The 26,149-nt window shown below is 40.2% G+C and carries 24 protein-coding genes; 18 read left to right on the top strand and 6 right to left on the bottom strand.

Annotation, left to right across the window (positions count from 1 at the left end; translation table 11 throughout):
• The first annotated feature begins 28 nt into the window (after nucleotides 1–28).
• From ung to pyrF, 9 genes are all read left to right on the top strand, one after another.
• A complete protein-coding gene (ung, locus tag FTT74_RS06050) occupies nucleotides 29–742 on the top strand; it encodes a uracil-DNA glycosylase (RefSeq protein WP_004976786.1) in 714 nt (237 codons plus the stop codon).
• Complete coding sequence (locus FTT74_RS06045) at nucleotides 739–1,860, top strand: enoyl-CoA hydratase/isomerase family protein (protein WP_004976784.1); 1,122 nt, start codon at nucleotides 739–741, stop codon at nucleotides 1,858–1,860. Before ung ends, FTT74_RS06045 begins: the two co-directional genes overlap by 4 nt.
• Nucleotides 1,861–1,887: 27 nt before the next feature.
• Nucleotides 1,888–2,379 carry a tRNA adenosine(34) deaminase TadA gene (tadA, locus tag FTT74_RS06040; protein WP_004976782.1) on the top strand — a complete coding sequence of 164 codons (492 nt, stop codon included), beginning with the start codon at nucleotides 1,888–1,890 and terminating at the stop codon, nucleotides 2,377–2,379.
• A 101-nt stretch (nucleotides 2,380–2,480) separates the two neighbouring features.
• A complete protein-coding gene (locus FTT74_RS06035; protein ID WP_019836521.1) occupies nucleotides 2,481–2,912 on the top strand; it encodes an SRPBCC family protein in 432 nt (143 codons plus the stop codon).
• 16 nt (nucleotides 2,913–2,928) lie between these two features.
• Nucleotides 2,929–3,621, top strand: a complete 693-nt coding sequence (cmk, locus tag FTT74_RS06030) for a (d)CMP kinase (RefSeq protein WP_154320795.1) — start codon at nucleotides 2,929–2,931, stop codon at nucleotides 3,619–3,621.
• Between the two features lie 119 nt (nucleotides 3,622–3,740).
• Nucleotides 3,741–5,417, top strand: a complete 1,677-nt coding sequence (gene rpsA, locus FTT74_RS06025; protein ID WP_004976774.1) for a 30S ribosomal protein S1 — start codon at nucleotides 3,741–3,743, stop codon at nucleotides 5,415–5,417.
• Between the two features lie 159 nt (nucleotides 5,418–5,576).
• Entirely contained in the window at nucleotides 5,577–5,882 is a 306-nt protein-coding gene (locus FTT74_RS06020; protein WP_004976773.1) for an integration host factor subunit beta, read from the top strand.
• A gap of 17 nt (nucleotides 5,883–5,899) precedes the next feature.
• A complete protein-coding gene (locus FTT74_RS06015) occupies nucleotides 5,900–6,265 on the top strand; it encodes a lipopolysaccharide assembly protein LapA domain-containing protein (RefSeq protein ID WP_004976771.1) in 366 nt (121 codons plus the stop codon).
• A 182-nt stretch (nucleotides 6,266–6,447) separates the two neighbouring features.
• Nucleotides 6,448–7,128: an orotidine-5'-phosphate decarboxylase gene (gene pyrF, locus FTT74_RS06010; RefSeq protein WP_019836519.1), complete on the top strand. Its 681-nt coding sequence runs from the start codon at nucleotides 6,448–6,450 to the stop codon at nucleotides 7,126–7,128.
• A 121-nt stretch (nucleotides 7,129–7,249) separates the two neighbouring features.
• Here pyrF and FTT74_RS06005 read toward each other — a convergent pair whose 3' ends face one another.
• Together FTT74_RS06005 and FTT74_RS06000 are read right to left on the bottom strand one after the other, a co-directional pair.
• Nucleotides 7,250–8,155: a lysine exporter LysO family protein gene (locus FTT74_RS06005; protein WP_004976767.1), complete on the bottom strand. Its 906-nt coding sequence runs from the start codon at nucleotides 8,153–8,155 to the stop codon at nucleotides 7,250–7,252.
• Nucleotides 8,156–8,222: 67 nt separating this feature from the next.
• Nucleotides 8,223–9,701 carry an NAD(P)/FAD-dependent oxidoreductase gene (locus FTT74_RS06000; protein ID WP_154320792.1) on the bottom strand — a complete coding sequence of 493 codons (1,479 nt, stop codon included), beginning with the start codon at nucleotides 9,699–9,701 and terminating at the stop codon, nucleotides 8,223–8,225.
• A 154-nt stretch (nucleotides 9,702–9,855) separates the two neighbouring features.
• On the opposite strand from FTT74_RS06000, the gene FTT74_RS05995 reads away from it, so the two are divergent.
• From FTT74_RS05995 to FTT74_RS05975, 5 genes are all read left to right on the top strand, one after another.
• Nucleotides 9,856–10,863, top strand: a complete 1,008-nt coding sequence (locus FTT74_RS05995) for an AraC family transcriptional regulator (RefSeq protein ID WP_171501106.1) — start codon at nucleotides 9,856–9,858, stop codon at nucleotides 10,861–10,863.
• 89 nt (nucleotides 10,864–10,952) lie between these two features.
• Nucleotides 10,953–12,107 (top strand): cell division protein ZapE, encoded by a 1,155-nt coding sequence (gene zapE, locus FTT74_RS05990; RefSeq protein WP_179988727.1) that lies wholly within the window; start codon nucleotides 10,953–10,955, stop codon nucleotides 12,105–12,107.
• Between the two features lie 358 nt (nucleotides 12,108–12,465).
• Nucleotides 12,466–14,631, top strand: a complete 2,166-nt coding sequence (locus tag FTT74_RS05985; protein ID WP_004976757.1) for a malate synthase G — start codon at nucleotides 12,466–12,468, stop codon at nucleotides 14,629–14,631.
• A gap of 199 nt (nucleotides 14,632–14,830) precedes the next feature.
• Nucleotides 14,831–16,273 carry an aldehyde dehydrogenase family protein gene (locus FTT74_RS05980; RefSeq protein ID WP_179988728.1) on the top strand — a complete coding sequence of 481 codons (1,443 nt, stop codon included), beginning with the start codon at nucleotides 14,831–14,833 and terminating at the stop codon, nucleotides 16,271–16,273.
• Nucleotides 16,274–16,388: 115 nt separating this feature from the next.
• Entirely contained in the window at nucleotides 16,389–17,066 is a 678-nt protein-coding gene (locus FTT74_RS05975) for an SOS response-associated peptidase family protein (protein WP_096901413.1), read from the top strand.
• Nucleotides 17,067–17,120: 54 nt separating this feature from the next.
• Here the strand turns inward: FTT74_RS05975 and FTT74_RS05970 are convergent, their stop codons facing one another.
• The gene (locus FTT74_RS05970; protein WP_004976754.1) at nucleotides 17,121–17,585 is read right to left on the bottom strand and encodes a MarR family winged helix-turn-helix transcriptional regulator; all 465 of its coding nucleotides are present in this window, start codon (nucleotides 17,583–17,585) and stop codon (nucleotides 17,121–17,123) included.
• Between the two features lie 777 nt (nucleotides 17,586–18,362).
• Between FTT74_RS05970 and FTT74_RS05965 the strand changes: the two genes are divergently transcribed.
• Entirely contained in the window at nucleotides 18,363–19,886 is a 1,524-nt protein-coding gene (locus FTT74_RS05965; protein ID WP_004976753.1) for a TerC family protein, read from the top strand.
• Nucleotides 19,887–20,153: 267 nt separating this feature from the next.
• On the opposite strand, the gene FTT74_RS05960 is transcribed toward FTT74_RS05965, so the two are convergent.
• Nucleotides 20,154–21,014 (bottom strand): alpha/beta fold hydrolase, encoded by an 861-nt coding sequence (locus FTT74_RS05960; protein ID WP_096901415.1) that lies wholly within the window; start codon nucleotides 21,012–21,014, stop codon nucleotides 20,154–20,156.
• A gap of 140 nt (nucleotides 21,015–21,154) precedes the next feature.
• Between FTT74_RS05960 and FTT74_RS05955 the strand changes: the two genes are divergently transcribed.
• Nucleotides 21,155–21,607, top strand: coding sequence for a hypothetical protein (locus FTT74_RS05955; RefSeq protein WP_004976749.1), 453 nt, complete (start codon nucleotides 21,155–21,157; stop codon nucleotides 21,605–21,607).
• Nucleotides 21,608–21,780: 173 nt separating this feature from the next.
• Here FTT74_RS05955 and FTT74_RS05950 read toward each other — a convergent pair whose 3' ends face one another.
• A complete protein-coding gene (locus FTT74_RS05950) occupies nucleotides 21,781–22,017 on the bottom strand; it encodes a hypothetical protein (RefSeq protein ID WP_004976747.1) in 237 nt (78 codons plus the stop codon).
• A 572-nt stretch (nucleotides 22,018–22,589) separates the two neighbouring features.
• Complete coding sequence (gene brnQ, locus FTT74_RS05945) at nucleotides 22,590–23,882, bottom strand: branched-chain amino acid transport system II carrier protein (protein WP_154320787.1); 1,293 nt, start codon at nucleotides 23,880–23,882, stop codon at nucleotides 22,590–22,592.
• Between the two features lie 366 nt (nucleotides 23,883–24,248).
• Between brnQ and FTT74_RS05940 the strand changes: the two genes are divergently transcribed.
• Together FTT74_RS05940 and FTT74_RS05935 are read left to right on the top strand one after the other, a co-directional pair.
• Entirely contained in the window at nucleotides 24,249–24,863 is a 615-nt protein-coding gene (locus FTT74_RS05940) for an IS607 family transposase (protein ID WP_168391406.1), read from the top strand.
• On the top strand, nucleotides 24,860–26,017 hold the full coding sequence (locus tag FTT74_RS05935; RefSeq protein ID WP_179988729.1) for an RNA-guided endonuclease TnpB family protein: 1,158 nt from the start codon (nucleotides 24,860–24,862) through the stop codon (nucleotides 26,015–26,017). The genes FTT74_RS05940 and FTT74_RS05935 overlap by 4 nt, the downstream gene beginning before the upstream one ends.
• The last annotated feature ends 132 nt before the right edge of the window (nucleotides 26,018–26,149 follow it).

Below are 26,149 nucleotides of genomic sequence, written 5' to 3'. Positions count from 1 at the left end.
TTAGACATCAACAAGGATTGATAGCGGTATGTCTTTTACTGAGCAGCAATATGCGAGCTTAAATAAAGTTCAGTTAGATGAGAGTTGGAAATACAATCTAGCTGAATTTTTATTGAGTCCACAAATGGATGCGCTACGCGATTTTTTGTTGCAGGAAAAACAACAGAATAAGGTGATTTATCCACCAAGTTCACTGATATTTAATGCTCTAAATACCACGCCTTTAAATCAGGTGAAAGTCGTGATTATTGGGCAAGACCCTTATCATGGACCTAATCAGGCACATGGACTTAGTTTTTCTGTACAAAGAGGGGTTGCATTGCCACCATCTTTGCGTAATATTTTCCATGAGTTACATACAGATTTAGGTGTGCCTATTCCAAGACACGGTGATTTAACGCATTGGGCAGAGCAAGGGGTATTGCTGCTCAACAGCGTGTTAACGGTAGAAGCAGGACAACCAACCTCGCACCAAAAGCAGGGTTGGGAAGATTTTACAGATCATGTGATTGATGTGTTAAATCAACAACGTGAGCATATTGTGTTTATTTTGTGGGGCGCGTATGCACAACGTAAAGGACAACGTATAGATCCAAATAAACATCTGATTTTGAAGGCAGCGCATCCATCCCCATTGGCAGCAAACCGCGGTGGTTTTTTTGGATGTAAAGTATTTTCAAAATCAAATAATTATCTTAAACAAAATGGCATTGAGCCTATAGACTGGCAGCTGGACGCATGACACATTCTCCCATTTCTAAAGAATATCATCCGGATTTAATTGTCGAAGAAGCAAATAACGGTTGGCGCATTGTACGTTTGAATCGCCCAAAATCTTTGCATGCTTTAGATGAATCTATTGTTTCTGCATTATTGGCAGTATTTGAAGACTTTCATACCGATGATAGCGTAAAAGCAATTTGGCTAGATTCGACCACACCAAAAGCATTTTGTGCAGGCGGTGATGTGCGTAAATTACGTCAGCTTGTCATTAATGATGAGGTTGCAACTGCCAATAAATTCTTTGAGCAAGAATATGCGTTGGACTTGTTGCTACATAACTATGCCAAGCCTGTTTTAGTGTGGGGTGAAGGTTATGTCATGGGTGGTGGCTTAGGTCTATTTATGGCTGCACCATTCCGTTTGGTGACACCGTATTCACGTTTAGCTATGCCAGAAATTAACATTGGTTTATACCCAGATGTAGGGGCAACTCGTTTCTTGGCTGACCGTGGTGCGATTGGCTTGTTCACAGGTTTAACGGGTTCAATTATGACTGCTGCAGGTGCGTATGGTATTGGTTGGGCAACCCATATTTGTGATGCACAACGCGCTTCTGTATTAGAAAAAGTCATTAATATTGACTGGAATCATTACCCTGCAGGTGACTTCCGTGCCATTGATGATACCTTGAACAGCATGCACCGTCCTGTAGGGCCTGGGCCGCTACAGAATTCTTTGGATGTGATTCAAAGCGTGTGCCGTGGTGTGAGTTTTGAAAGTGATTATGAATCCATCATTGGTCTAAGCGATGCACGTAGCGATTGGTTACGTCAAGCCAGTGAAAACTTGCAAAAAGGTTCACCAACCACAGCAGCTTTAACGTGGTTACTATGGCAATGGGGTAAGAAGGTTCACGCTTGGAATGAAGTGTTTGAACTGGAAACGCAAATTTCAGACTGGAAAATTCGCCACGCAGATTTTGTCGAAGGTGTGCGCGCACGTTTGGTCGATAAAGACCTTGCACCAGCTTGGCAGCAAAATGGGCCAGTGCAGCTCAAAACCATTTTTGCAGACAATCCACCTGTGACGAGCATTGAAAGCTGGAATGAGTTATTGAAACAATACGAGATTATTTAATTCGTATTGATTTTTACTCATATTTAAATGTCAGAACAGAACTATAGTGATGAAGACTGGATGCAGCTTGCCTATGCGCAGGCTGCTTTGGCTGCAGCACAGGGGGAAATTCCTGTGGGGGCTGTCATCGTTAGTCAAAATCAAGTGATTGGCGCGGGTTATAACGCGCCTATTTCCTTACACGACGCAACCGCACATGCCGAAATTGTGGCAATCCGTGCAGCATGTGATCATATTCAAAATTATCGTTTGCCTGAAGATGCCACGCTTTATGTCACACTGGAGCCTTGTACCATGTGTGTGGGTGCGCTCATTCATGCGCGAATCAAACGTGTGGTATTTGGAGCAACTGAACCCAAAGCCGGCTCATTGATCAGTGCTAGAAAGCTTTTAGAGTCAGGCTATTACAATCATATTTTTGAGTATCAATCAGGTTGTTTAGAGCAGCAATGTTCAGCCCAGTTGAGTGATTTTTTTAAGATGCGCCGTGCGCAAAAGAAACAACAAAAGCAGCAATAGTTGATAAATGACCTCCATGATCAAAACCAGTTCTGAGTTTTAGGCTTGATTTGCGTTAAACTAAATCAAACACAACATAGCATTCATCATCAGGGCAAACCATGCACGCTATTCAAATTAAAAAAGAATTTAATGCGCCAGTTGCGCAAGTATTTGAATTACTTTCTAAACATGCAACTTATAATATTGCGTTTGCACCAATGCAAGTGGTGCGCATTAAAGACTCTGCTGACCCTGAACGTCCAGATGGTGTAGGTTCGGTGCGTCGTATGGGGATTGGGCCAATTAAACCTTTGCAAGAGCAAATTACCGTGCTTGAACCGAATCAGCGGATTGAATATAAAATCATTAAAAATCCATTGATCAAACATCATTTGGGTACCATTGAATTTCAGCAAGTGGCAGATCACAAAACCTTGGTCACGTATAGCATTGAGCTACAAGCGCGAGTTCCGTTTGTGAGCAAAGCTATTCTTGCGCAGTTGAAAACTGCAATTAAAATTGGTTTATCCAAACTCGCAAAATCTCTCTAATCATTTCGGAAACAGCATGACGGTTCAAATTATTACCATTGATGGCCCTAGCGGTTCAGGTAAAGGCACACTCGCGGCAAAATTGGCAGCATATTATCAGTTTCATTTACTCGACTCTGGTGCGTTGTATCGTTTGTTGGGTTTGGCGTTACATAAGCAGAATTTGCTAGATCAACTTGATACTGAACTGAGTCAATGCGTTGCCATTGCAACACAGCTCAATATTCAATTTGTGACCCAGCCAGATGGCACACAAGTGTTGCTTGATGGTGAAGATGTCACGCAAACCATACGTACCGAACGTGTGGGGGAATATGCCTCAAAAGTTGCGGCAGTACCTGAATTGCGCACAGCATTACTTGCACGTCAGCATGCCTTTGCCCAAGCACCAGGCTTGGTTGCAGATGGACGCGATATGGCGACCAGTATTTTCCCAAATGCGCAGGCTAAAATTTATTTAACTGCTTCGGCAGAGTCACGTGCACAAAGACGAGTAAAACAGTTGCAGGGTATGGGGCTGGATGCTAAAATAAGCGACATTTTAGCGAATATACAGGCTCGCGACAAACGAGACATGGAGCGCACAGTTGCTCCGCTCAAGCCCGCAGAAGATGCTTACATCATTGATAGTTCTGAGTTGAACATTGATGAAGTGTTTGCATTAATGACGGCTTATGTCGATCAGAAGCTTGCTATTTGCCGCGCTTAACCGCGTGAAATAAACCTATTCAGCGAACGCATAGCTTGATCAGTTCTATACGGACTATGTAGACGCTTAACTAAACCGGCCTTGTCTGATCCAAGACCGCTGACTTTATCAGGTATATCATGACCGAATCTTTTGCAGCCCTCTTTGAAGAAAGCGAATTAAACCTCAACGTTGAAAAGGGTGCTGTCATCCAAGGCGTTGTAGTAAGCATCGACTCTGACTGGGTAACAGTTGATACTGGCCTTAAATCAGAAGGCGTTGTTGACCGCGCTGAATTCTTAAACGAACAACGCGAACTTGAAGTTCAAGTTGGTGACACCGTTGATGTTGTTGTTGAAGCACTTGACAACGGTATGGGCCAAACTGTTTTATCACGTGAAAAAGCGAAACGTGCTGAAACTTGGACTAAACTTGAAAAAATCTTTGAAGACGGCGAAATCGTTACTGGTGTTATCTCTGGTAAAGTTAAAGGCGGTTTCACTGTAGACATCGGTCCAGTTCGTGCGTTCTTACCAGGTTCTTTGGTAGACACTCGTCCTATCCGTGACACAACTCACCTTGAAGGTAAAGAGTTAGAGTTCAAAGTTATCAAACTTGATGCTAAACGTAACAACGTTGTTGTATCTCGTCGTGCAGTTATGGAAGCTGAATCTTCAGCTGACCGTGAAGCGCTTCTTGCTCAGCTTGAAGAAGGTCAAACTGTTACTGGTACGATTAAGAACCTTACTGACTACGGTGCATTCGTTGACCTTGGCGGTATTGACGGTCTTCTTCACATCACTGACATGGCTTGGAAACGTATCAAGCATCCATCAGAAGTGGTTGAAGTGGGTCAAGAAGTTACTGTTAAAGTACTTAAATTTGACAAAGAGCGTAACCGCGTATCTTTAGGTCTTAAGCAATTAGGCGAAGATCCATGGTTAGCGATCATGAGCCGTTATCCTAAAGGTTCTATCGTTAAAGCTCGCGTAACAAACTTAACTGACTACGGCTGTTTCGCAGAAATCGCTGAAGGCGTTGAAGGTTTAGTACACGTTTCAGAAATGGACCACACTAACAAAAACATCCACCCATCTAAAGTTGTTCAGATTGGTGACGAAGTTGACGTTATGGTTCTTGAAGTGGACGAAGAGCGTCGTCGTATTTCTCTTGGTATCAAACAAACTCGTGCTAACCCATGGGAAGAGTTTGCTAAGAACCACGACAAAGGTGAAAAAGTTTCAGGTACAATCAAGTCAATCACTGACTTCGGTATCTTCATCGGTTTACCAGGCGGTATCGATGGCCTAGTTCACTTGTCTGACATTTCTTGGAACGAGCAAGGCGAAGAAGCTATTCGTCGTTACAAGAAAGGTGACACTGTTGAAGCGGTTATCCTTTCTGTAGACGCTGAAGGCAACCGTATCAGCCTTGGTATCAAGCAATTGAACAGCGATCCATTCAACGATTTCTTAGCTGCTAACGAACGTGGTGCTTTGGTTAAAGGTACTGTAACTGCTGTTGATGCTCGTGGCGCAACTGTTAAGTTAGCTGACGAAGTTGAAGCAACACTTAAAGCATCTGAAATCAACCGTGATCGCGTTGAAGATGCAACTAAGTTCTTGGAAGTTGGTCAAGAAGTTGAAGCGAAAATCATCAACGTAGACCGTAAATCTCGCTCTATCAACTTGTCTATCAAAGCGAAAGACGAAGCTGAAGAGAAAGAAGCTGTTGCTAACTTGAAAACTGCAACTAGCGGTCAAGACAATGGTCCTAAGACAATTGGTGACTTGATCAAAGCTCAAATGGGCAACTAAGTTGCGGGTAAACTGTATGGTTAATGTAAATTAGCACATACTTTTTACACAAATACTGTAAACGGTAGCGTAGTATTCAATTATTACGCTACCGTTTTGTATTTAAACAGGTTATTATCAGTTTAGGTAAAAGTAGCTTGATAATTAAAGAGGTCGCAGATGACTACTGAAGCACTTAATAAGTCTGATTTGATAGAACGAATTGCTTTGAAAAATCCACATTTGGCTGAGCCATTGGTGGAAGAAGCTGTGAAGATCATGATTGATCAAATGATTGCATCACTATCGGCAGATAACCGAATTGAAATTCGTGGATTCGGTAGTTTTGCATTGCATCACCGTGAACCACGTGTAGGTCGTAACCCAAAAACAGGTAAGTCTGTAGAAGTTGCGGCTAAAGCTGTACCGCACTTTAAACCGGGTAAAGCACTACGTGATGCAGTAAACGAGTCTGTAAATAAATAAAATTCCTAGGGGTGTTTATGCGTTACGTTCTAGTCGCTATTTTAGTTATTCTATTTGGATATTCTCTGGCATTGGTTTTGCAAAACGGCACTGAACTTTCAGTTGACCTGTTATTTACTCAAGTGCCTGCAATGCGTTTGGGTCTATTGCTACTGATTACATTGGCACTTGGTTTGGTGCTAGGGTTATTGTTGGGCGTGCAGGTTTTCCGTGTATTCCAAAATAGTTGGGAAATTAAGCGACTACGTAAAGATATTGAATACCTACGCAAAGAGCAAATTCATGCAGCTCAACTGGCTGCTGCTGAAGCTGCTGCGCATACTCGTCATGAAAAAACGGTATTAGATGTGCATACTGAAGATCGTTCTTCTAATGCACTTTAATTTGCTCTGTTGAGCGAATTGATCATCAACACCTCAAGGTTATCTTGGGGTGTTTTTTTATGTGTGCCTTTGACGAATGGCTGATTATCGCTGCGATGGGGGATAAGCTGTCTTTTTGACTATCTGCTTGGCACGAATCACTTTATAATAGCGACTCTTTGTCAAATCCATAGGTAATTCTCTTGAGTATCATTGTTGCCCTCGATGCTAAAAGCCAATATGACGCCTTAACCATTGCAGAACAATTAGACCCTGCATTATGTCGAGTAAAAGTTGGTAAAGAGTTATTTACCCATGAAGGTCCTGCAGTCGTGAAAGCCTTGCATGACAAAGGTTTTGAGGTTTTTCTAGATTTGAAATTTCACGATATTCCAAATACAACGGCTCAGGCTGTATGTGCTGCAGCAGATTTAGGCGTATGGATGGTCAACGTGCATGCCTCAGGTGGTCGTAAAATGATGGAAACCTGTGTGGAGCGTTTAAAAGCAGGGAATTATCAGACTCAACTGATTGCAGTGACTGTACTAACCTCTATGGGGCGTGAAGATTTAAAAGATTTAGGTTTAGATATTGAGCCTTTTGAGCAAGTTCAGCGTTTAGCTAAACTCACTCAAGAAAGTGGTTTAGATGGTGTGGTGTGTTCTGCGCAAGAAGCCAAAATGTTGCGTGAAATCTTAGGGCAGGATTTTGCCTTAGTAACTCCAGGGATTCGTCCTGAAGGCTCAAATGCCGATGATCAAAAACGTATTGTGACTCCCAAACAAGCTATGCTGGATGGTTCTACGCATTTGGTGATTGGTCGTCCAATTACAAAATCTGAAAATCCACGTCAGACTTTGAAAGATATTTTAGCGACGCTTTAATTTTACTATCGCTGACTCTCTAAAAGGGAGATAAGCCCTCTCTCTAACTCTCGCCTAAATAGAGCGCAAACCCTCTCTCCAACTCTCTCCCAGAGGGAGAGAGGACAATTGTTGATTCTTTTTAAATAGCAGCCAATACACTTACAGCAATGGGTGCAAGGATTGACAATACAAATCCACTGACCATGGCATGTGGAATAAAATCGTTGCCACAGGCTTGTTTTACCATGGGCAAAGTGACGTCCATGGCAGTTGCGCCTGCGGCAGAAATTGCAGCACGTGGATAACGCCATCCCAAAATATACATCAGCAATATCGCAAAAATCTCTCTGAATAAATCATTCATTAACGCAATACTACCCAATTCGGCATTGCGAAGTTCCGACACCACAATCCCGCTCATGGAATAAAATCCATAACCTTGTGAGAGCATAAGCAAATCTTGTAGAGCGATGGGGAGCCAAAGTGCGCAAAGTAGTACCCCTGCAACTGAACCGAAAATACAGCCTACGGGCACCATTAAAATTTTCCAATTCAGCCAAGAACGATCTAAAGGCGAATAAGCGAGATCGAGTCCAATCATCCACATAAACAGCAACAGTAAATACCAAGTGTTGATCTGAACTTGGAAATCCATAGCACTAAAAAGTAGATGCAGCACGTAGCCTGCCAAAAGTGCAAAAAAGGCATAACTGATGTTGATGCAGGATTGAATCAACAACTGTAATGAAACTTTGCCTTGCGTTGCTTGCAGCCCCAAACCTTTGTAAAGCAAATAACAACACAGAAAAGCACCAATTGATGTAGCAAATGCAATCTGTAAAGCTGTAGATAGAATATGCGATGGCTGCTGTAGTGAACCGAGCGTTTGTGAAAATTCCATCGCAATTGCAATTAGCAGGATATAGCTAAAATATGGAAGCAGTTGAAACGCAATTTTTTCGATTATTCGAGGGAGGCGTTTTGCCAGTACAAAGCCTAGACATAAACAGCAGAGTAATTGGAAAATCAGCCAAAGAGATTGCATGAGATCAACAGGTGGGAGATAGATAAAAACCTGTTGATTATGCCAGTTTGCTTTTAAAAGCGGAAATTTATGCCGCTTTACTGATTAATCTGAAATCACTCGGATGCAGCGACTTGGTTTTTAGCCAATATTTCCAAGTATAGGTTGGCCAAAGTGCAAAGTTTTTTCCACCATCTTGTTGATACCAACTTACACAGCCAGATTGCCAAACCGTGTTATTTAGCATGTCTTGCACATCGTGGTTAAATTGATCTTGTACTTGATCTTTTACTACAATTGCATTGCTCTGTGATTGTGCCACCAAATCCATCATTTGCAGAATGTAATCGACTTGCGATTCGATCATAAAAATAACCGAGTTATGCGCCAAAACTGTATTTGGCCCAAGCAACTGAAACAGGTTCGGAAAACCTTTGTGGCTAATGCCGTAATAGCTTTCTGCGCCATCTTTCCATGCCTGTTTTAATTCAACGCCATGTTCACCAATGCAGCTAAATGGCTGTAGATAGATACGCGGATCGGTAATAAAGCCTGTGCCATAAATCAGACAATCAATTTTTCGCATTTTACCATCTTTGGTGATGATGCTGTCTGCAGTCAATTCCTGTATTGCATCAGTCACTAATTCGACGTTGTCACGGTTAAAAGTTGGGAAGTATTTATTGGACACTAAAATACGTTTACATCCCATAATGTAGTCAGGCGTGAGTTTTTGTGCCAATTGTTTGTCTTTGACCTGAAAACGAATAAAGGCTTCTGCCAGTTTTTGGGTATATTTCATCACGCTAGGTTGCATGATTGGAATTGCACGTGATTCATTCGACCAATACAAACGCGCACGATGCAATTTTCTAAACCAGTCTGCTTGTTTAAACAGTTTTTTCTCAATATTCAGATATTTGCGTTCATCTCGTGGAATGACCCATGCAGCTGTACGTTGCATGACATATAACTGTTTAACTTGAGGTGCAATTTCAGGAATGTATTGAATCGCGCTGCCGCCTGTGCCAATAGATGCCACAACTTTGCTATTTAAGTTGTATTGATGATCCCATTGAGACGAGTGAAAAACCTTGCCCTGAAACTTTTCAATGCCTTTAATGTGCGGGATTTGTGGCACATGCAGTGGGCCAGAAGCAAAGACTAAATATTGGCAACTCAATTGTCTGCCATCTTTTAACGCAACATGCCATACACAGTCTTTTTCATGGTATTCGGTATGCACCACTTCGCTGTTAAATTGGCAATATTCACGCAGATTAAATTGTTGCACCACATCTTGAATATATTGAAAAATTTCTGGTGCTTCGGCATAGCGTTTTGACCAGTCAGTTTTGGGTGCAAATGACAATGAATACAGATGCGACTGCACATCACAAGCCGCACCAGGGTATTGATTTTCACGCCAAGTACCACCCACTTCATCAGACTTTTCTAAAATCACAAAGTTATGAATATTGCGTTGTAGTAAACGAATCGCCATGGCTAATCCGCCAAAGCCTGCACCAATAATTGCGACTTGATAATACGCTGCTGCATCCTGCATGAAGATATCCTTATATTTATTTTGTTTGAGTCAGGATAGAATAAGCCAGCATGCGGTAACATGATCGTGCTGACATAAAAATTGATATTTTCGGCAATTTCTATCTGTGGACGAATCGGGTAAAAAGGATATTCCGTTTCGCACTGTTCATTTTATGAAAAGATCCATACTTGGCTTAATGTATTTAATACAAGGCATGCGTAAAGCAGGCGTTGATGTCGATGCAAAATTGCAAAGTATCGGCTTGCGTGCAGATGCGCTAGATACCAGTTCAATCATTCATCCGAGTTTGGAATGGGATATTCTAAAAGTGATTGGTGAAGATGTAGAACCTGAAATGGGGCTGTTTATTGGACAGCATTATGCTTTGGCAGGTTATGGTCCTTTATTGATGTTATTGGTGACCAGTCCAGATATTGCCACTGCATTAGAAAAAGGGATTCAATATCAGGGATTGACGCATTTAAGCGGGAAACTAAGTTTACAACATAGCACGCGACATATTGCATTGTGTTATCAACCCAATGATTTACATAGTAGTTTAGGTGTATTACGTGCGCAGTGTGAAATTTCAGGCACATTCAAATTTATTCAAGACCTATATAAAATGATGGGGATGAGTGCGCCACGTATTCGCATAGAATTGCCATTTGTACAGCCGCAGCAAAGTGAAGTTTTGCAAACTTTTTATGATTATTACGGTCAAGATATTGTTTTTAATCAATCACAAGCAGCATTTTGGTTTGATGATGCAGTTCTCACAGCACGTATTCCCTCTGCCGATGCAGTCACTTTTAGCAGTTATGAAGCCAAGTGTGTGATTGAGTTAGAGCGACTTAAACTTGAAGATGATGCGCCTTCGGTAGTGCAGCGCGTAAAAGATTATTTGGAGTTACAACAGGGCAGTATGCCGAGCATGGCAGAAACAGCACATGCTTTGCAAATTCCTGAACGGACATTGCGCCATCAACTGCAACAACTGAACACCAGTTATAAACAAATTCGTGAAGATCTCATCAAAGATAAAGCATTGCGATTAATTGAATATCAGGAATATTCAATTGAAATGATTGCAGAGTTACTTGGTTATTCAGAACCCGCAGCATTTAATCATGCCTTTAAGCGGTGGTTTGGACAAAGTCCACGCCAATATACAAAATAGCCTAAGTATTTTGCAAACTATGCCAAAGTGCTATATCTCGTGATTCGATCTTCGTTATAATCTATTTGCCCAAATAAGTACTGATGAATATGTCTGATTTTAATTCGCCACAAACCACAGCCTTTACTCCATTATCGCCTGCGGAGCGTTATGCACAAGCGTTAGCCTCTGGACAATTTATGCCAGATGATGCGCAGGCGCAGGCTATACACGAACTTGAGCGTGTGTGGCAGGAATTAATTCAACGCTATAAAGCATCAAAAAAAGCGTTCCGCCGTTTCCGCCGCCAAACAGCACCACAGGGTGTTTATATGTGGGGTGGTGTAGGTCGTGGTAAAACATGGCTCATGGATCAGTTTTACGACTCGATTCCATTTAGACGTAAAACACGTATGCACTTTCACCACTTTATGCAGCATGTGCATCGTGAACTGAACAAACTTTCAGGGCAGCGTAACCCGCTCGATTCTGTTGCAGACCAAATTTATAAAGATGCAGTGGTGATTTGTTTCGATGAATTTTTCGTATCTAACGTGACTGATGCGATGATTCTGAGTGACTTGTTCCAAAAATTATTCCATCGTGGCATTACTTTGGTGGCAACATCTAACATCGCCCCAGACGGTTTATATAAAAATGGTATCCATCGAGATCGTTTTATTCCAACCATTGAAATGGTCAAAAAACATTGCCAAGTGCTAAATGTCGATGCTGGTGTAGATTATCGCTTACGTGTTTTGAAACAGGCGCAATTATTTAAATCGCCTTTAACGCATGATAATCAAAACTGGATGGCACAGCGTTTCAGTGCTTTGAGTAATACACAACATTATTCTTCTGAGCCAATTATTATCAACCAACGTATTGTTGAAACAATTGCGCATACTGAAGATGTGTTGTGGTGTGAATTTTCAGAACTGTGCTTTAAACCGCGTAGTCCTGCAGACTTTATTGAAATTGCCAACATCTACAACACGGTTTTGGTGAGCAATGTACCGCATTTAACAGACTTCTTGTCTGAAGGAACACGTCGTTTTATTTATTTGGTCGATGAATTTTATGATCGTGGTGTCAAGTTATTACTGACTTCTGAAGATTCGATTATTGAAATTTATCAGGGCGAAAAACTGGCATTTGAAATTGAACGCACACGTTCACGTTTATTGGAAATGCAGTCTGATGATTACTTAAATGAAGAACATCGACAGATACAGGCCACCGAAGCCAAACATCAAATCAGTTGATCTTTTAAGCGCCTAGAACTAGGCGCTTTTTTATGATAGAAAAGATGTGACTGTTGGTTTTATCGACATTTTGTCATAAACATGGCTTAATCTTGAAGGGTTGCAATAAGACTGACGTCGATTTTTACAACAAAATCTGAACTTAAGTCTAATTTCGACATTTCAAAAACTTTATACACTGTAAAAGTGTATTTAGATGAGTAATAGTGTCGTGTTTCTGATCAGGATTTATGATGATTGTTGTCATTCATCTTGTAATAAATGATCGTTATTTTGAAATGTGATAATACTATTCAGCTAAATATAAATCAGTATACTAGAATCTCTTGTATAAAAAGTAGCAATATCAGGAAAGACAATGACTGCACGTATTCAAAAAGGCAAGTTAGCGATTGCTAAAGAACTTTACGATTTCATCGAAAATGAAGCATTACCAGGTTCTGGTTTGGACAGTGATACATACTGGAAAAACTTTGAGCAAGTCGTTGTCGATCTTAGCCCTAAGAACAAAACATTACTCGCAAAGCGTGATGAGCTTCAGGCTAAAATTGATGAATGGCACCGCAATAATACATTTGAATTAGAAGCTTACAAAGCTTTCTTGACTGAAATTGGCTACTTATTACCAGAAGTAGAAGATTTTCAAATTACCACCGAAAATGTTGATGAAGAAATCGCATTATTGGCTGGTCCACAGCTCGTAGTACCTGTACGTAACGCACGTTATTGCTTGAACGCAGCAAACGCACGTTGGGGTTCGTTATATGACGCACTTTACGGTTTTGACGTTATTTCTGAAGAAAATGGCGCAGAAAAAGGTAAAGGCTACAACCCAGTTCGTGGTGAAAAAGTAATTGCATTCGCGAAAAACTTCTTAAATGAAACTTTCCCATTGGCGCAAGGTTCACATGCCGACGCGACTCAATATGCTGTAGAAGCAAACAAACTTGTTGTTCGCCTAAAAGATGGTTCTACAACAACTGTTGCGGATAGCTCTAAATTCGTTGGTTACAATGGCGAAGCTTCTGCACCAACTGAAATCGTACTGAAAAATAACGGCCTGCACGCAGTCATCCAGATTGATGCAAACAGCCCAATTGGACAGACAGATGCAGCTGGCGTGAAAGATGTTGTGCTTGAAGCGGCTGTAACGACGATTCAAGACTTGGAAGACTCTGTTGCAGCAGTTGATGCTGAAGAAAAAGTTGAAGGCTACCGTAACTGGTTAGGCTTGATGAAAGGTACGCTTGAAGAGTCTATCGAGAAAAATGGCAAGACCATTACCCGTAAACTAAATGCTGACCGCACCTTCAAAAATGTTGAAGGCGGTGAGACCAAGGTTCATGGCCGTTCATTGATGCTGCTTCGTAACGTGGGTCACTTGATGACAAACCCGGCGATCCTTGTAGATGGCGAAGAAATTTATGAAGGCATCATGGATGCATTGGTCACTCCATTGCTTTCTGTGGCTGATATCCGTGGTGAGAACACGATCAAGAACTCACGTACCGGTTCTATGTATATCGTTAAGCCAAAAATGCACGGTCCAGAAGAAGTAGCATTTGCGGTTGAGCTGTTTGAACGTGCTGAACAAGCGCTTGGCTTACCTGCTAAAACCCTGAAAATCGGTATCATGGATGAAGAGCGTCGTACCTCTGTTAACCTGAAAAACTGTATTGCTCAGGCGAAAGACCGTACCATCTTTATTAACACCGGTTTCATGGATCGTACAGGTGATGAAATCCATACCTTCATGGAAGCAGGTCCATTTGTTCGTAAAGGCGAAATCAAAGGCCAAAAATGGTTCCCAGCTTACGAAAACCGTAACGTCATGGTAGGTCTACAAACAGGTCTACGTGGTAAAGCACAGATTGGTAAAGGCATGTGGCCAAAACCAGACATGCTGTTAGACATGTACAAAACCAAGACTGAACATCCTGAAGCAGGCGCAAGCTGTGCATGGGTTCCGTCTCCAACAGGTGCAGTGATTCACGCGATTCACTACCATCAAATTAATGTAGCAAACCGTCAGCAAGAATTGCTTGCAACTGAAGCATTGCCTTTAGATGATTTGTTAACTCCACCTCTTGCAACTGATACCAACTGGTCTGAAGAAGAGAAACTAAAAGAACTGGAAAATAACTGCCAAGGTATCTTGGGTTATGTCGTTCGTTGGGTTGATCTGGGTGTAGGTTGTTCTAAAGTTCCAGACATCAATGATGTGGGCCTGATGGAAGACCGTGCAACTTTACGTATTTCTTCTCAGCACGTTGCCAACTGGTTACGTCACGGAATTGTAACGCGTGAACAGGTTGAAGAAGTAATGCAGCGCATGGCGAAAATTGTAGATCAACAAAATGCTGATGATCCACTATACACGCCTATGTCTAACGACTTTGCTAATAACATTGCATTCCAAGCTGCATCTGACTTGATCTTCAAAGGTGGCGAGCAACCTTCTGGTTACACAGAGCCACTTTTACACGCAGCGCGTTTAAAGTTAAAAGGTTATACAGGTGATTAATCCTTTAGGATTTGATTTACTGATTGTGTAATACAAACAAATGAGCCTCTTCGGAGGCTTTTTTGTTGCCTGTATTTTGCTTATGGTTTTTTGAAAATTTTGCAGCTGAATAGTTACAGGATGTACTTGCTGCTAGAAAAACATCAAGCTGCGGAGTAGAGTGAAAGTCATATATAAAAAGTAGCGCAAGGACAAATACATGCCAGCATATCAAGATTTGAATCAACAATTTATTGGCGGCAAGTGGTCGGTTGGGACATCTACTAAAACCATTCCAAACTTGAATCCATATCATCAAACTACAATTTTTGAGATGCAGGGCGCCAGCGTGGTAGATGTTGATAGTGCCTATAGTACAGCGCAAAAAGCTTTTGATGAACAATTGATTCAATCCACAAGTCTGCGTCAATACATCATTAAGAACTTAGAGCAAGTCATTCAGCAACGACGCGAAGAAATTATCCAGTGGCTGATTGATGAGTCGGGCAGTACCCGTTTAAAAGCCAATATCGAAGTCGATGCTGCTTTAGGGATTATTCAAGAAGCTGCACAATTTCCCGAGCAAATGACCACGACGCAACTGGAAAGCAAAGATCCGAAAGTCCGTAGTGTTGTTTTGCGTAAACCTTTGGGTGTTATTGCTGTGATCAGTCCGTGGAATTTCCCTTTCCATTTGTCTATGCGTTCAGTGGTTACAGCGATTGCTTGTGGTAATAGTGTAGTGCTCAAACCTGCCAGTGATACGCCAGTCACAGGTGGAACTATACTCGGTAAACTGTTCGAAGAAGCAGACTTGCCTGCAGGCGTACTCAATGTGGTGGCGGGTGCGAGTCGTGAAATTGGTGATTACTTTGTTGAGCATGTAACTCCTAAAATGATTTCATTTACAGGCTCTACAGAAGTTGGACAGCATGTAGGGCAACTGGCCGTTGCGGGTGAGCATTTAAAACGTGTCGCCTTAGAACTCGGTGGCAATGCACCTTTAGTCATTTTGGATGATGCAGATATAGATTTGGCCGTAGAACTAACTGTGATGGGGCGCTTTTTGCATCAAGGTCAAATTTGCATGAGTACCAATCGGGTCATTGTCGATCAGTCTATTTATGCAGCCTATCTTGAAAAATTGTTAGCAAGTGTGTCGCAATTAGTAGTAGGTGATCCGAATAAAAATGACACCTTGATTGGGCCAATTATTAATGCAGAACAGGTGAAAAAGCATCAGCATATTATTCAAAAAGCACAGGCGCAGGGTGCAGAATTGGTTTATGCGGGCGGGGTTACGGGGAACTTAGTTGCACCAAATGTTTTTGTGAATGTCGCTGCCGATTCAGAAATTGTACAAAATGAAAGTTTTGGACCTATTTTACCGATTCTCAAAGCAGCAGATACCGCACATGCCTTACAGTTAGCGAACGATACACGCTATGGTTTATCTGCTGCTGTATGCACTACAAATGTAGAACGCGGTGCAGAATTTGCAGCACAGTTTGATGTTGGAATGACACATATTAATGGTATTACCGTTGCCGATCATGCCAATGCACCGTTTGGTGGTGAGAAAAACTCAGGCTTAGGTCGTTTTAATGGGCGCTGGATATTTGAAGAATTTACCCGCACGCATTGGCTGACATTGCCAGCTTAACGGTAATTATTTGTCCTGCGTTTTGTTTGAGTAAGAAGGAATGCGTGGGTGCGCACTTACTGTTCATGATCAAAACGCATAATATAGTGCGTGTGTCTAATCATCCAATTTGTATATGTGTGCCAATTTTAAACCAATAAGCATAGCGCAATTATCTGCATTAGGTCTGCCTGAAATTCCGTTTGAATATGCTGAAGAAGCGTATCCAAATTCGAGTGTGCCACTATTGTTTAAGTCTGAACAAGGTTTAGAGTGGCGCTCGGTGAATTTTGGCTTGATTCCCAAATGGGCGGAAGACAGAAGTATTGCGCAAAAAACCTATAATTGCCGTAACGAAACTTTATTAGAAAAACCAAGTTTTAGTGAAGCTGCTTATAAGTGTAAATTTGGCGCGATTGTTGTGTCAGAATTTTATGAATCCAAATATATAGACAGTAAACCGCAGCGTTGGGGTGTACGTCGTAAAGATGGACAGGCCTTTTTTATTGCAGCACTGTATGAAATTTGCCGTTTAAAGGATGGGCAAGGCACGGAAGAAATTGTCCGTTCTGCGAGTATGATTACCATGGACGCAATTGATCACGCGATGATGAAGGAATTTCATGAGCCTGGGCCAGTCAAACGTTCTGTTATTGTTATTCCACATGCACGTTTAGATGAATGGCTAAGTTTGAAAACACCGAACATACACAGCTTTGTGCAGGGCTTTCCTTTAGACGAGTTTGAGTGTTCACATGTACCAAAAGCAAAGATCGAAAAAGTAAGCCCCCAGCTCAATTTTTTCGATCTTTAAGTACATCTTGTGCTTATATAGGATAAGAACAGATGTGGAACAATAACGTGATGTTTAGCGTGCTAAATTATTAAAAATATGACGTAAACTTTCCATCATTTTTTCAATTTGTAGTGGAGTTAAACCATCAAATGACTGCTCTAAAACAACGCTAGTCAGATCATTAATTTTGTTGGTCATCTCATTACCTTTTTCAGTAAGCACGACACGAGTGATACGCGCATCATCATCACAAGAATAAGTTTCAACCAAACCTTCATCTTTTAAACGATAAACAATTTTAGTTGTAGTTGACATTTTTGACACCACCATGTCTGACAAATCAGACACACTCGCATGTGCTTTTGACCTTAATGCCAATAAAATACGACGGCGAGAATTATCTAAACCATACTTTTTAAGTGCCTGATCGACATTCTGTACATATTGAGCATGTACTTGTGTGACCCAATAATACGGAAATTGTTCAATATCATATTGGTCGGCGGATGGTAGAAATTTTGAATATTTCTTGGACATTGCATATTCCCTGCATTGTTTTAATTGTATTTTTGATATTTCACATTTTATGTGAAAACTCATGTGCTTAGCAAGATGCTTTCAGTGGCTAAAATTTGGTTGAAATCTGACGAAATATGATGAATCTCGATTTAGAAGCTGGCTTTGAAATGGCTATTTTTCCAAGCGCGTAGGCATTTGTTTAAGTTCAATCCATATTCATGTGTCATATCAATTAATCCTATAGAATTGTTTTAGTTTGGATTAGTAGTGAGTTATCTGGTTTTATAAGTTGAATTATCAATTTAACCATCAACTTAGGCTGCATTTTAGTTAAAAAAATACATTTGTACACTTGGCTTTTAGGTAAAAGTGCGGGTTATTGCGTTGAATTTTGCAAAAAAATTATAAGCTTTGGTCTAATCTTTTAACAATAGTTGTTTTTTATCAATATTTTAAGTTTAGATTAAAGTGTGGGTTGGCTTACAGTTGTAATCTATGACTAATGCGTCTAAAAATACATTACAATTCATTTGACATTTTTAATCCATTCTCATGGCTTTTGTTTGGCTGTCATCGCTCTAAAAAAATTAAGAATGTGAAAAATAAAGTAAAAACCATCTTATAGATCGTACTGTTTAGTTTTATTCAAAAAAATTAAAAATTTAATTACAAATGTTCAAGATTGTGCATAATTAAGCTATCTATTGCTAAAAAGGTTACTTTTATGGATCCGTCGCCGTGCGCAGGTCTACTTTATATTTCGATTTCTGCTAACTATCTCGGAGCTATGAACTAATGGAGTTTTTATTAGATCCGGGAATATGGGTTGGTTTAATTACACTTATTATTCTAGAAATCGTATTAGGTATTGATAACCTAGTCTTTATTGCAATTCTTGCAGAAAAATTACCCCCAGAACAGCGTGATAAAGCCCGTGTGATTGGCTTATCTTTAGCGTTGTTTATGCGTTTAGGATTGTTATTTGCAATCTCTTGGTTGGTTACTTTAACCGAACCGTTAATTACCTTATTTGAAAAAACCTTTTCAGGGCGTGACCTCATTCTCTTGGGTGGCGGTTTGTTCCTCGTCTATAAGGCGGTAGGAGAGTTGCATGAGAAGATGGAAGGCAAACCCGAAGTCAAAGTCACGACCAATGTGGTTTATGCAAGTTTTGCCGCAGTTGTAGCACAAATTGTTGTTCTAGATGCAGTTTTCTCTTTAGACTCAGTCATTACCGCAATTGGCATGGTCGACAACATCTATGTGATGATGGTTGCCATGGTGGTTGCAATGTTGGTGATGTTACTTGCATCTAAGCCATTAACTGCTTTTGTGAACCGTCATCCAACAGTGGTGATTTTGTGTTTAAGCTTCTTACTATTAATTGGTATCAGCTTGATTGCAGAAGGTTTTGGCTTCCATATCCCTAAAGGTTATATCTATTCGGGTATTGGTGTTGCGATTGCTATTGAAGCGTTTAACCAATTTGGTCAGCGCAATGTTGCAAAACATGAAGCAAAAATTCCGTTACGTCACCGTACTGCAGATTCAATTTTAAAATTGATGGGGGGGCGAGTTGAAACCAGTAGCCCTGATTTGCATAACGAAGCGCAAGAAGCGTTTGCAGATGAAGAACGCTACATGATTGGTGGTGTCTTGACCTTGGCAGAGCGTTCAGTCGCATCAATTATGACGCCACGTAGCCAAATTTCATGGGTCGATATTGAAGATTCACCTGAACAAATCCGCGAACAGATTCTATCTGTACCACACAGCTTATTCCCAGTGTGTCGTGGTAGTTTAGATAAAGTCATTAGTATTGTACGTGCCAAAGAGTTGTTGGATGTATTGGACGAAGAAGAAGAGCTTAAAGCTTTAATTAAACGTCAGCGTCCAATTTACATTTTTGAAAAAATGAAAGTGATTGATGCGATCAATACGTTACGTACCTCTAAAGGTTCTTTGGTTTTAGTCAGCGATGAGTTTGGTAATGTTCAAGGTTTGATTTCACCGCTTGATGTGTTTGAAGCGATTGCAGGTGAATTCCCTGATGCAGACGAACAGTTAGATTTGGTTAAAACCAATGAAAACGAATGGAAAGCAACAGGTATGCTGGATTTATACCAGCTTGAACTTGAACTGGGTATGATGGATCTGATTGAAGAAGATGCAGGCTACATTAGCGTTGCAGGTTTGATTTTAGATAAAACCCAAGGTGAAGTTCAGGTCGGCACGCAGTTGGATTATCAAGGTGTGCACTTTGAAGTGACAGAACTTGATGGTAACCGTATTAAAACTGTGATGATTCGCTTACGCTAATTACTAAGCTTTGAATTAAATCACTCAAAAAGCTCTACCGAAATGGTGGAGCTTTTTTATGGTGTAATAAAAAGATTGTGATGTTTCATCCTGAAAATGTGTATCAGCGATAAGTCTGGATTTTAAAAGCTGAACATGAAATGTGGCATGGAATAGAAAAAAAGAAACAACCAAACAGGATTACAAATTTGGTTGCTTAAACAGGGAAAAGAAAAAGCGAGAAACTAAAACAAATGTTTAATTTGTATGTGACTTCGCCACTAAAAATTAAACTGCCAATTGATTTTCAATCACATTCCATAAATTTCGATGTGACTTTTTAAACATCGCCATATGCCCAATGGCTTTATGCTGATAACGCTTTGGTTTAAGTTCAATCATATTAGTCGATGCATGGGGATAGAGACGGAGTAAATCTTTCACATTGGCTTCGGTGGCAATCTCATCATCCGAACTCCAAATAGCAGTAATCGGGCAACGAATTTCATCGTGATAATGCTGTGAAACTGTTTTGCCTATAGCATTGATGACATAGCCGGGTTTGCTACAAAATTGTGCCCATTGTTGGGCCACATTTTTAGGTAGGTTTTCGCCCATGCCAATTGCATTGGTTGGGCCATAACCATGTGTGATTCTGGCAAGTGGAAAAATAACTTTAAACATCACAGGGGCAAGTAGGCGAGTACGACCTTTTAAACCTTTTGTGTGGCCTGTAGAGCCTGAAACAGCTACGACTTTTGCCACTTTATGATATTCAGGATTAATCCCCAGTAATTGTCCGCCTGCGCTGTGTCCCAATAAAACCACTTGTTCAGCTTGCGTTTTTTGCAGCAAAGTATTTACTGCTGCAGGAATATCTAACTGCCCCCAATCAACAATACTGGCTTCACATTGTTTCAATGGTTCGTGTAACGAATCACCAATACCACGAAAATCAAAACACAGCACAGCATAGCCTTGTTCATTTAGCCATGTGGCAAAAGCGTGATAAAAATTCTTGGTAATGCCTGTCGCGGGACAAATCAAGACGGGTAGACGCTGTGCTTGTGTATATTGATTTGGATAATAACGGGCAGCGAGGGCATAACCATCTGCACATATAATATTTAAGCTTTCAAATGTGCTCATAATGTTTTAAGGATGATGAGAATAAAGTTACTTTACACGAGTTCCAAAAAGAAACTTGTATTTATTCTGACTCTAAAGTCAAGCTTAGTAGTCTGCGAGTGTAGTTAAATAGCCACACGAAAAATAAAAGAGTGTTAAACATGGAAAGTTTATCTTTGGCAGTGCGCCTTGCGATTATTTTCAGTGGAATATTTTTGTGGGTGGGGATGCTTACAGGCGTGTGGAAATATTGGCAAATTCGTGCTTCTGCCCAAGCGCGTGCTCATTATTATGTGGATATCGCACATCGCAGTAGTTTGTTATATGCACCTGCAAGTTTAATTTTAGCGGTCTTGGCTTATTTTTGTATTTGGGATGCCACTGTAATTTTAATTTGTGTGATTCTAAATTTAGTATTTTTTAGCTTTTCTATTCTGAGTTATATCTTGCATGGATTGCTTAAAGATACCACTAATCAATTTAAACAACCGCATCAAATTGCAGCATGGACATTGCCAAGTTGGTGCATGAGTTTGGCGATGCTGTTATTGATTGTGGCTGAATTGGGTGGGACTAGTGTGTTATTGCTTGGCGCAATCTATGGATTGTTGTAATTCTAATTGCTCAGTTTAATTTTTTCTTGGTAGCCCGTAGAAGATTTTGAGATTTTTGCTGTAGATCAGGAATGATGATTAGAATCTACTTTTTGAGTTTGGCGGCAGAGGAGTGATCCATCTGCCGCAAAGTGAAAGCGAAAAAGCTAAAATGAGTGGGTGCTAGGGTATGATTAATGAACTTCTACGTTTTTATGTTCACGAAACTTTTGGTCAATGGATGTCCAAATCGCAAAGGCTATACATACCAATAAGGCATATAAAAAATAGGTTGGTTTCAAGTTGCCTTGAATTGAGCCTTGGAGCAATAGGGTCAGCATCAGTGCAAAAGTGGTGCTTAAAAAAGTAACTAGATTTTGGTTAGCCTTCAGAGCGTTAATGAAGACTTGCGTATTGAAATGTGAAAACATCTCCATCCCTCCTTGTTATAAATCACTAAAATCAGAGCATTTTAGTCAGATTGGTTTTATTGTTCTACCTTGTTTAGCAAACTATTTCAAGCCCTTATAGTCATATTTTGATAAAAAACATCATTTTCATATGAAATACTACTATTTGTTATCATTTATTTACAAAATAATAAAAAGTAGTGTGTTTTTTAAGCCATTTAAATACGATTTCAATCGTACTTGCATATTTTATGCCAGCTAATTTTGAGGGCGACTATACGACTTTAGCGTTAATTTGAGCTCTGCTTAAAATGGGTGAATGATTTATTTTGTTTTAGTTTTTTATTGAAAATATTTTAATTTCATTTGTTTATTTATACCAAATAATTATTTGGGTTGCTATTATCATGACTGATAAATTGCCTTAAAAAGAGGCAGTTTTAGCACAAGAAACAATAAGTGCGGGTTTGGGTAAAACCTGACAATTATTGTCTAACTTAAATTCGTATTTGGATAAAACACGACTTTAATACAATACAGCTCGAAAATAGAGCATGACTTGAAAAAATAGCCGAGCTCGAAGTCCGTACTGGCTATTTTTTCATTCGATCATGAATTGTAGCGAATACAAAAATCAGTAATGCAGGAATCAACCAAGCGAGGTTTTGTTCACTCAGGGGAAAATTGGTCAGTGTGGTTGGCAAGAATCTAGCTAAGTCTGCGGCCTTCATTGCATCAATGATGCCAAAGAGCAATGCAACTGCGGCAGTAGGTGCAATCACGCGGGTTGGAATACGGAATAATCCCCAGAAAAAGCTGAGTAGAATGACCACAATTGCAGGTGGATAAATCGCGCTTAAAATAGGCACTGAAACTGCAATGAGTTTGGTGAGTCCAAGATTGGAAATAACAAAGGCAAAGCCCACTAAAATAAATACCCAACGGCGATAATGAATTTTAGTAATTTGCTCAAAATATCCAGCACATGCGCATGTCAGTCCAATTGCCGTAACCATGCAGGCAATAAAAATCATTGCAGCTAAAAATACCGAGCCAAATCCGCCAAAAGCATGTTGCACATAGGCATGTAAAATGACTGCACCATTACTGGCATTGGCGGCAACATCGTGACTGCCCATCCCCAGTTTAAATAGGCTTAGATAAACTAAAGTTAAACCGATCCCTGAAATTAAACTTGCCCATACCGCATAGCGGGTGATGAGTTTTTTATCAGTTACGCCACGTGAACGAATCGCATTAATAATCACAATCCCGAATACCAATGCACCTAAGGTATCCATAGTGAGATAACCGTTAATAAAGCCTTCAGATACAGGACTGTTCACATAATTGTGAATGGCAGGTGAAATTGTACCTGTCGGAATAATAAATGCAGTGATGCCTAAAATTAGTAATGACAGAATTTTAAGCGGGGAAAGTACATAGCCCACTGTATCTAAAATTTTGTGTGGATACAGTGAAACTAACATCACCAAGGCAAAATAGATGGCGCTATAAATGAATAAGGTGCTCGCGGAATCGCCAAAATAGGCAGAGAAACCAATTTCATAAGATACGGTAGCGGTACGTGGTGTGGCGAAAAGCGGGCCAACCGCTAAATAACAGACGACTGTTAAAATTAAGCTCGCGATTTTGCCTAAAGGCGAACTTAAAATTTGTATAGAACCTTCGACACGTGACAACGCCATAATGGTAATCACGGGTAAGCCAACTGCGGTAATGAGAAAACCGAGCGCAGCAAGCCAGACGTGTTCGCCCGCTTGCTGTGCCACGATAGGTGGGAAAATAATATTACCTGCACCAATAAACAGCGCAAAGGTCATAAAACCCAAGGCAATAATATCCCGTGTGCGTAAATTCGTCATGGGAGAGAAATAAGATGTAAACAAAAGAAAGCGATTTTAGTAGATCGAGCTATGATTTTCTAATTTATTTTATAGGTCATATGAATATTTTTTATGATATGTGTTTGTAGGCTATTTTAATCTTCACTATAAAAATTAAATAACTTACTGTTTATCTGATGTATTTTTGAAAAATGCTGATCCCACATAGTATAGATGGCTTATCTAGTATAAGTTTTGGTTGCTATTTTAAATGCGCAGTTCTTAAACAAAACTGTTGGTCGCATGACGATGGATACTTGTTTGGCAGCTTGAGCTGATTTTACAAGCCGAAAGGGTTAATAACTGCTAGTTGAAATCTACCTATTTCTATATTATTATATACAAATGAGTAGATATGTTAGTATTGGCGTTGCAGCTAAAACACTGGGTGTTTCCATCCAAACCCTAAGAAGATGGGATGAGGAAGGCACTTTAGTCGCAGATAGAACCCCAAAAAATCACAGACGTTACGATCTAAGCAAGATCACACCTGAACTTATCCATGATCTATCAATTCAGAACAGCCGAAAAACTATTGCTTATGCAAGAGTATCTAGTCACGATCAAAAGGCTGATCTTGAGCGACAAAAACAAGTTTTGGAAATGTACTGTGCCAAGCAGGGATGGACATTTGAGATTATTAGTGATTTAGGCTCAGGGATGAATTATCACAAAAAAGGGCTTAAGGCTCTTTTGGATGGAATTATTAATAATGAAATTGGTCGATTGGTTTTAACCCACAAAGATCGATTATTACGTTTTGGTGCTGAATTGGTTTTTGCTTTATGTGAAGCTCGGAATGTTGAAATTGTAATTATTAATCAGGGTGAAAATTTGAGTTTTGAGGAGGAACTGTCTCAAGATGTCCTGGAAATTATCACTGTATTTTCAGCACGATTATATGGAAGCCGAAGTAAAAAGAACCAAAAGCTAATACAGGCGGTCAAAGAAGCACTATGAGTCGATTTATACGAGGGCATATCATTGAATTGATGCCCAATAATAAACAAGCAAGCCATTTTGCTCAGGCAAGTGGTGTTGCTCGTTTGTCGTATAATTGGGCTTTAAGAGAGTGGCAGCGACAATACAAGGCTGATAAGGAATATCTAGATCAGTGTGAGTATTATGATGTTGCGGTGAATGAAATGCTTCTTAATAGACCTAAAGAGAGTAAATTAAGAAAGCACCTAAACACTTTTAAATTTGAAAAATATCCTTTCATGAAGAAAGTGACTAAGTGCGCACCACAGTTGGCGATTAAGCAGTTGGGTAGTGCTTTTGATAGATTTTTTAACGGCAAATCAGGATACCCCAAGCCAAGAAAAAAAGGCAAGGATGACCGTTTTTCATTATCAAATGATCAATTTAGCGTAAAGGGTCGGTCTATTAAAATCCCTAATTTGGGTTGGGTGAAAATGACTGAGAATCTGCGCTATAAGGGTAAAATTCTCTCGGCCAAAATATTTAAACAAGGTGGTAAGTGGTTTGTATCAATCGCTGTCGAACTCACCCAGATCGAAAAGCTTAAACCGAAAACAGGTTTAAGTATCGGTGTTGATTTGGGTGTCTCTAATCTTGCCACCCTTTCAAATGGTGAGGTTATTCCTTCTAATGCACCACTTAAAAGACAGCTTGCAAAACTAAGGCGACTCAACAAGTCTTTTAGTCGTAAGAAAAAAGGTAGTCAGAATCGAGAAAAAGCAAAAGCCAAGCTATCTCGCCTGCACTATAAAATTGCCTGTCTACGCAAGAATAATCTTCATCAAGTCACAACGGATTTGGTAACACGTTTTGATGTGATTGCGATTGAAGATTTGAATGTTAAAGGCATGTTGAGGAATCGTAAACTCGCAAGAGCTATATCCGATATGGGTTTTTATGAGTTTAAAAGGCAGTTGATTTATAAAGCCAAACAGCATGGAAAATCGGTACTTTCGGTTGGTCGATTCTTCCCAAGTAGTAAAATGTGTTCGTGCTGTGGTGCATTAAATCAATCTCTCACACTTTCTGCGCGAGAGTGGATGTGCTTAGTTTGCCAAACCATCCAAAATCGTGATGTTAATGCATCAATTAATATCCTGCGATATGCGGATAAAGATTTAATCACTGCATAAGTGGTGATTAAGGCGGTGAGTTACACCGTGACAGCCTATGGAATTGAGGTAATCCCTAAAGCAAATGTTTTAGGTTCTTGATGGTGAAGTAGGAATTAAACATCAAACCCACATTGAGTAGGTTTGAGTAGG

It is taken from the genome of Acinetobacter sp. YH01007, from assembly GCF_013420425.1.
GTDB classification, from domain to species: Bacteria; Pseudomonadota; Gammaproteobacteria; order Pseudomonadales; family Moraxellaceae; genus Acinetobacter; species Acinetobacter towneri.
The sequence above is the reverse complement of the archived record's forward strand: the minus strand, read 5'-3'. Positions and strand labels throughout refer to the sequence as shown.

What these genes read in the sequence shown, in the direction of transcription:
- rpsA (WP_004976774.1), top strand. Translation starts at nt 3,741, where the DNA reads ATGACCGAATCTTTTGCAGCCCTCTTTGAAGAAAGCGAATTAAACCTC.
- FTT74_RS05975 (WP_096901413.1), top strand. Translation starts at nt 16,389, where the DNA reads ATGTGTGCCAATTTTAAACCAATAAGCATAGCGCAATTATCTGCATTA.
- FTT74_RS05950 (WP_004976747.1), bottom strand. Translation starts at nt 22,017, where the DNA reads ATGTTTTCACATTTCAATACGCAAGTCTTCATTAACGCTCTGAAGGCT.
- FTT74_RS05985 (WP_004976757.1), top strand. Translation starts at nt 12,466, where the DNA reads ATGACTGCACGTATTCAAAAAGGCAAGTTAGCGATTGCTAAAGAACTT.
- FTT74_RS06045 (WP_004976784.1), top strand. Translation starts at nt 739, where the DNA reads ATGACACATTCTCCCATTTCTAAAGAATATCATCCGGATTTAATTGTC.
- FTT74_RS05970 (WP_004976754.1), bottom strand. Translation starts at nt 17,585, where the DNA reads ATGTCCAAGAAATATTCAAAATTTCTACCATCCGCCGACCAATATGAT.
- FTT74_RS06005 (WP_004976767.1), bottom strand. Translation starts at nt 8,155, where the DNA reads ATGCAATCTCTTTGGCTGATTTTCCAATTACTCTGCTGTTTATGTCTA.
- FTT74_RS05960 (WP_096901415.1), bottom strand. Translation starts at nt 21,014, where the DNA reads ATGAGCACATTTGAAAGCTTAAATATTATATGTGCAGATGGTTATGCC.
- FTT74_RS06020 (WP_004976773.1), top strand. Translation starts at nt 5,577, where the DNA reads ATGACTACTGAAGCACTTAATAAGTCTGATTTGATAGAACGAATTGCT.
- FTT74_RS06015 (WP_004976771.1), top strand. Translation starts at nt 5,900, where the DNA reads ATGCGTTACGTTCTAGTCGCTATTTTAGTTATTCTATTTGGATATTCT.
- FTT74_RS06035 (WP_019836521.1), top strand. Translation starts at nt 2,481, where the DNA reads ATGCACGCTATTCAAATTAAAAAAGAATTTAATGCGCCAGTTGCGCAA.
- FTT74_RS05955 (WP_004976749.1), top strand. Translation starts at nt 21,155, where the DNA reads ATGGAAAGTTTATCTTTGGCAGTGCGCCTTGCGATTATTTTCAGTGGA.
- FTT74_RS06000 (WP_154320792.1), bottom strand. Translation starts at nt 9,701, where the DNA reads ATGCAGGATGCAGCAGCGTATTATCAAGTCGCAATTATTGGTGCAGGC.
- tadA (WP_004976782.1), top strand. Translation starts at nt 1,888, where the DNA reads ATGTCAGAACAGAACTATAGTGATGAAGACTGGATGCAGCTTGCCTAT.
- FTT74_RS05995 (WP_171501106.1), top strand. Translation starts at nt 9,856, where the DNA reads ATGAAAAGATCCATACTTGGCTTAATGTATTTAATACAAGGCATGCGT.
- FTT74_RS05980 (WP_179988728.1), top strand. Translation starts at nt 14,831, where the DNA reads ATGCCAGCATATCAAGATTTGAATCAACAATTTATTGGCGGCAAGTGG.
- ung (WP_004976786.1), top strand. Translation starts at nt 29, where the DNA reads ATGTCTTTTACTGAGCAGCAATATGCGAGCTTAAATAAAGTTCAGTTA.
- FTT74_RS05940 (WP_168391406.1), top strand. Translation starts at nt 24,249, where the DNA reads ATGAGTAGATATGTTAGTATTGGCGTTGCAGCTAAAACACTGGGTGTT.
- brnQ (WP_154320787.1), bottom strand. Translation starts at nt 23,882, where the DNA reads ATGACGAATTTACGCACACGGGATATTATTGCCTTGGGTTTTATGACC.
- cmk (WP_154320795.1), top strand. Translation starts at nt 2,929, where the DNA reads ATGACGGTTCAAATTATTACCATTGATGGCCCTAGCGGTTCAGGTAAA.
- zapE (WP_179988727.1), top strand. Translation starts at nt 10,953, where the DNA reads ATGTCTGATTTTAATTCGCCACAAACCACAGCCTTTACTCCATTATCG.
- FTT74_RS05965 (WP_004976753.1), top strand. Translation starts at nt 18,363, where the DNA reads ATGGAGTTTTTATTAGATCCGGGAATATGGGTTGGTTTAATTACACTT.
- FTT74_RS05935 (WP_179988729.1), top strand. Translation starts at nt 24,860, where the DNA reads ATGAGTCGATTTATACGAGGGCATATCATTGAATTGATGCCCAATAAT.